Here is a 6,188-nt window from a genome sequence, read left to right on the forward strand (position 1 = left end):
GCCGATGCAGGCTCAAATTCTTGGGTGTACATGTACGCGTAAAAATTTGGGGGCTGGCGTGATGGTTTTTCAAATTGAACGAAGAATCAGTCAGCTCGCCATCATTCGTTGCATTCGTAAATATAAACCTGAAATTATCATTACCAATGCTTTAGAGGACCGTCATCCCGACCATGGACGTGCCAGTAAGCTGGTAAATGACGCCATCTTCTTGGCGGGATTAAGGCGCATAGAAACTACATTAAACGGAGAGGTGCAAGAAGCTTATCGCCCACGGCTACAATTACAGCTCATTCAAGATAAGTATATCCAACCGGATATCATTTTGGATGTATCTGACTACTGGGACATCAAGGAAAAGTCGATTTTGGCGTATAAGACACAGTTTAACGCATCTAATAATGATGACGGCCCACAGACCTATATTTCCACCCCGGAATTTTTAGAGTATACGAGGGCCCGAGGTAGAGAATTCGGACGAAATATCCAGGTTGCCTTCGGGGAAGGTTTCACCGCTCGAAAACTGTYCGGGGTGGAAATATAGGTCTGTGGGCCGTCATCATTATTAGATGCGTTAAACTGTGTCTTATACGCCAAAATCGACTTTTCCTTGATGTCCCAGTAGTCAGATACATCCAAAATGATATCCGGTTGGATATACTTATCTTGAATGAGCTGTAATTGTAGCCGTGGGCGATAAGCTTCTTGCACCTCTCCGTTTAATGTAGTTTCTATGCGCCTTAATCCCGCCAAGAAGATGGCGTCATTTACCAGCTTACTGGCACGTCCATGGTCGGGATGACGGTCCTCTAAAGCATTGGTAATGATAATTTCAGGTTTATATTTACGAATGCAACGAATGATGGCGAGCTGCGATTCTTCGTCATTTTGAAAAAAGCCATCACGCAGCCCCAAATTTTCGCGTACATGTACACCAAGAATTTGAGCCGCATCGGCTGCTTCCTGTTTACGCGTTTCCGCTGTACCTCGTGTCCCTAATTCACCTCTCGTAAGATCCACTATACCGACCTTTTTACCTTCGGCAACATATTTTGCGATGGTTCCTCCTGCCCCCAATTCTGCATCATCGGGATGCACAGTCATTACCATTAAATCTAATTTCATAGTATATTTTTGTTCAAATATACCATTTATAGATTTTCCGTGTGGAAAAGAAAAGTGGAATGAATTTCAAATTTTAAAATGAAGGGAACTTCTATTGATAGGGTTTGTTGATAGGTCTCATCTCTTCGTATTCACGGATGATGTTTTCAATGACGAAATCTTCCTGTGGGTCATAGGTAGCTTTTAGGTTGTGACCAAATACTTTGGCTACTCCTTGATAAACAAAAGCGGCCACACTACCCTTAAGATCCCTGACTAGCTTATAACTTGTATGTCCTGTCTGCCGTTCTATAAGTTTAATGAGAATTTTGCCTTGCGATACAGAAAGGTTCTTAACTTCATTATTTATTTTTTCCTTTATCTCACGTTCGCAAGCCTTGATTAAAGCCTTTTCTTCCTTCTTGGAATTGGCCATAGCCAGATCACGCTCTAGCTGCTCATATCTTTTCTGTGCATAAATGGCGTATGGAAGTACACGCAGCACATTTCTCTTCAGACGAAGATATTGCTGCCTTTGCTCTTCGCTTTTCCATACACGTTTGGCATACACATAAACAGTCTCTATGGGAAACCAAGGTACTATCTCACCGTTTTCCAATTTGGTGGTAGGATAATACATCACCGTTTCCGGCTTCCCAGCACCATAATGTGGCAATGTTAATGGAGGCATGGCTTCCTGCGCTTTGCCGACATTTTGCCCAAGCAAAGAAAACATCAACAAAACGAATATTTTACCAAAACTTTTCATTAACATTGACGAAAAAAAGGAATCAAAATCAAAGATAAATATGTATATTTATCAATAAATAGGTGTGGTTTTTGATACTCCATCACCTAGTCGTAAAGATAATTTTTTTGATGCAAATTTCGAAATTTTTGAGGAAGTTCTTATGGAAGATTATGTGATTGATATTGAGGCGGAAAATAAGGAGATACGTAAGCGATACAGAGCGTTATTAAGAGCTTGTAAACCTACCCTTAAAAAAGGCGACAAACAGATGATTCGCAAGGCTTTCGAACTAGCACTGGAAAGTCACAAAGACATGCGCCGCAAGTCAGGCGAACCGTACATATATCACCCCATTGCCGTAGCGCAGATCGCTGCGGAAGAGATAGGTTTAGGACCTACGTCTATCGTATGTGCCCTTCTGCATGACGTGGTGGAAGACACCAGCGTAACATTGGAAGACATAGAAGCACAATTCGGGAAAAAGGTAGCCAAGATTATAGATGGGTTGACCAAAATCTCGGGAGTCTTCGACCCTAACAGCTCCATCCAGGCGGAAAATTTCCGAAAAATGTTGCTCACCTTAGCGGATGACGTACGTGTGATCCTCATTAAGCTGGCGGACAGGCTGCACAACATGCGTACCATGGAATTCATGTCCCGCCACAAGCAACTCAAGATCGCTTCCGAAACTAGCTACTTATACGCTCCTCTGGCACACCGTCTTGGGCTTTATGCCATCAAGTCGGAACTGGAAGATCTTTCCATGAAATATACCGACCCGGATACGTATAAGTTTATCAGCTAAAAAACATTAATGAGAAAAAAGCTGAGCGCGAAAAATATATCGAAGACTTTATCACGCCTATACAGGAGATTCTGACCGAACAAAATATAAATGCCGAAGTATTCGGACGTCCGAAGTCCATCTATTCGATTTGGAATAAGATGCGCAAAAAGTCTATTCCTTTCGAGGAGGTGTACGACCTTTTCGCTATCCGCATTATCATAGACACAGAATACGAAAACGAAAAGACCGAATGTTGGAAGGTCTATTCCATCGTCACAGACCTGTATCGACCAAACCCCGACAGGCTGCGCGACTGGATTTCGACCCCTAAAGCCAACGGCTATGAGTCCCTACATACCACAGTGATGGGACCTAAAGGTCAATGGGTCGAAGTGCAGATACGAACTAAGCGTATGAACGAAATTGCAGAAAAAGGATTTGCCGCACATTGGAAATACAAAGAGTCCACTTCAGACAACGGTCTGGACCAATGGATACAAAAGGTGCGTGACATCCTCAGCAATCCTGAGCAAAACGCTTTGGACTTTCTGGACGACTTCAAGATGAACCTCTTCTCAGACGAGGTTTTCGTCTTCACCCCAAAAGGAACCCTAATTCAGTTGCCTAATGGAGCTACTGCCCTAGATTTCGCTTTCGAAATCCATACCGATATAGGAGCTACATGTATTGGCGCAAAGGTAAACCATAAGCTGGTACCGCTTAGCCACCGTTTACAGAATGGTGACCAAGTAGAAATCATTACATCCAGCAAACAGACCCCAAAGGAGGATTGGCTAAACTTTGTGGTTACGGCTAAAGCCAAATCCAAAATAAAGTCCTCCCTGAAAGAAGAGAAACGCCGTATTGCTGAAGACGGTAAGGAGATCTTGGAGCGAAAGATGAAGTCGCTGAAAATCACCTATAACACAGACAATATCAACAAGATCGCCAACTTCCTTAAGTTTCCAAGCTCTCAGGACCTCTTCTACAATGTTGCCAAAGGAAACATTGATATCAAGCATCTAAAAGATTATCTGGCTAGTGAGAAGTCTCAGGAAAGCACGCAAAATCAGTTCACCTCCCATATCAATGGATTGGTGGAAAAGATTGACCGCAAAAACTCCGATACCATTTTGATTGGTGACGACTTCCAAAAGTTGGATTATACTTTGGCGCAATGTTGCAACCCTATTCCGGGAGACGACATCTTCGGCTTCCTTACCGTAAATGAAGGAATCAAGATTCATCGCACCTCCTGCCCTAACGCTTCTAAGCTGATGGCCAACTACGGCTACCGTATCCTTAAAGCAAAATGGGCCTCATCGAAAATCGACCATTCCTTCATCACCGGAATACGTATCTTGGGTATAGATGACGTTGGCTTGGTTAATAAACTGACTACAGTCATCTCACAGGAATTCAGTGTCAACATACGCTCTCTCAGCATCACCAGCAATGAAGGTATCTTCGAAGGAAATATCATGGTGAATATCAGCAACATTGAACAACTAGAAAGTCTAATAAACCGTCTTAAGTTAGTGCCGGGAGTAACCAGTGTTACCCGTTATGAGTCAGAACATTAAAGTATCCTTCATCACTGCAAATGCAGCGATAGCATATTTGGAAATTAATTGGTAAATTTGCTTAGGAGCAATCAACAATATGAATCAGGCAGAAAATTACGAAACCGTAAAAAAAAATTTTTGAGGCTTATCTAGAAAATAAAAATCTAAGAAAGACTCCTGAGCGATACGCTATCTTAGAAGAAATTTACTCGCGTAATGACCATTTCGATGTGGAATCCCTTTATATCCACATGAAAAATAAAAAATACAGGGTCAGCCGTGCTACTGTATACAATACTTTAGAGCTACTCGTATCTTGTGACTTGGTGACCAAACACCAGTTCGGACGCAACATGGCGCAGTTCGAAAAGTCTTATGGATATAAGCAGCACGACCACGTCATCTGCATAGAGTGCAATAAGGTGGTTGAATTCTGCGATCCTCGTATCCATCAGATACAAACCATGATCGGCGAACTGTTGAAGTTCGACATCAAACATCACTCTTTGAACCTGTATGGCATCTGCTCTACCTGCAAGGCCAAACGTGAAGCCGAAAAAAAGGAACGAAAGCAAAGAAGTAATTTAAATTAAATTCTCTATACATTATTAATAATAGTAAATTTGTTCGGAAAATGGATCGACCTATTTTCCGAACATTGTTTTTAATAGAATTTGTAAAACTTTCAATCACAATATCAAATTAATACATTATGCAAGTTGATGTGCTATTGGGCTTACAATGGGGCGACGAAGGAAAAGGTAAAATTGTGGACGTATTATGTCCGCAATACGATTTGATAGCGCGTTTCCAAGGTGGTCCGAATGCTGGACATACGTTAGAGTTTGACAACAAAAAGTTTGTTTTAAACACCATTCCATCAGGTATTTTCAATAAGACTACTTTAAATCTTATCGGTAACGGAGTAGTAATCGATCCAATCATCTTAAAAAGAGAGTTGGACAACTTGAAAGCTGCAGGTTTCGACCCTGTAGGTGAAGGAAAATTGGTATTAGCTCGTAAGGCACATTTAATCTTGCCTACTCACCAGTTGCTGGATGCCGCTTCAGAGTCAAAGATGGGGGCCAGCAAAATCGGTTCTACATTGAAAGGTATTGGTCCTACCTATATGGACAAAACCGGTCGCAACGGTCTTCGCGTGGGAGACACTACCCTAGCGGACTTCAAAGAACGTTACGAAAAGCTGAAAGCCAAACACCTAGAAATCTTGTCACACTACGGCGAAATTCCTGACTTCAGCGAACGTGAAGAAGCTTTCTTAGCGGCCATCGACTTTATCAAAACTATCCCTCATGTAGATTCAGAGCACTTGGTAAACCAATATCTAAGAGAAGGTAAAAAAGTTTTGGCAGAAGGTGCTCAAGGAACATTGCTTGACATAGACTTCGGTTCATATCCATATGTAACTTCATCGAACACCACGACGGCCGGTGCTTGTACCGGTTTGGGTGTGGCTCCTAACAAAATCGGAAGAGTAATCGGTATTTTCAAAGCGTACTGTACACGTGTAGGTGGAGGTCCTTTCCCTACAGAGCTGGACAACGAGGTAGGCGAAAAGCTACGTCAGCTAGGACATGAGTTCGGCGCCACAACAGGTCGTGCCCGCCGTACAGGATGGATAGACATCCCTGCCTTAAAATATGCCATCATGTTAAACGGCGTGACCGAGCTTGTCATGATGAAAGCCGACGTGTTAGATAGCTTCGAAAAGATATATGCTTGTACGCACTACAAATACAATGGTGAGGTAATCGACTATATGCCGTACGACATCAACGCCATTAAGCCGGAACCTATCTACGAAGAAATTGAAGGTTGGAATCAAGATCTTACAGGTATACGCTCGAAAGAAGAAATCCCTGCGGCTTTGGYCATGACAAGCTCGGTCACGCCGTTTAACATGATGGCATATTTTAAGGCAGGGATGTCTATCCATCCTGTACGGCGGGCACGACCTGTT

At 42.6% G+C, this 6,188-nt stretch carries 3 protein-coding genes and 2 pseudogenes; 3 read left to right on the top strand and 2 right to left on the bottom strand.

What is annotated here, in order from left to right:
- Positions 1-420: 420 nt before the first annotated feature.
- Both bshB1 and SD31_RS01125 read right to left on the bottom strand, forming a co-directional pair.
- The gene (gene bshB1 / locus SD31_RS01120) at positions 421-1,125 is read right to left on the bottom strand and encodes a bacillithiol biosynthesis deacetylase BshB1 (protein WP_082021752.1); all 705 of its coding nucleotides are present in this window, start codon (positions 1,123-1,125) and stop codon (positions 421-423) included.
- Between the two features lie 91 nt (positions 1,126-1,216).
- On the bottom strand, positions 1,217-1,873 hold the full coding sequence (locus SD31_RS01125; protein WP_039052794.1) for a DUF4294 domain-containing protein: 657 nt from the start codon (positions 1,871-1,873) through the stop codon (positions 1,217-1,219).
- A gap of 142 nt (positions 1,874-2,015) precedes the next feature.
- On the opposite strand from SD31_RS01125, the pseudogene SD31_RS01130 reads away from it, so the two are divergent.
- The 3 genes and pseudogenes from SD31_RS01130 to SD31_RS01140 all read left to right on the top strand — a co-directional run.
- Positions 2,016-4,225, top strand: a pseudogene (locus SD31_RS01130) (RelA/SpoT family protein).
- Positions 4,226-4,341: 116 nt separating this feature from the next.
- A complete protein-coding gene (locus SD31_RS01135) occupies positions 4,342-4,800 on the top strand; it encodes a Fur family transcriptional regulator (RefSeq protein ID WP_052258514.1) in 459 nt (152 codons plus the stop codon).
- Positions 4,801-4,919: 119 nt separating this feature from the next.
- A pseudogene (locus tag SD31_RS01140) lies at positions 4,920-6,098 on the top strand (adenylosuccinate synthase); the annotation flags it as partial.
- Positions 6,099-6,188 lie beyond the last annotated feature (90 nt).

Origin of the sequence: Sphingobacterium sp. T2 (assembly GCF_000814685.1) — a bacterium.
Taxonomy (GTDB): Bacteria; Bacteroidota; Bacteroidia; order Sphingobacteriales; family Sphingobacteriaceae; genus Sphingobacterium; species Sphingobacterium thermophilum.

Coding starts and splice junctions, on each gene's coding strand:
- SD31_RS01125 (WP_039052794.1), bottom strand. CDS start 1,873: ATGAAAAGTTTTGGTAAAATATTCGTTTTGTTGATGTTTTCTTTGCTT.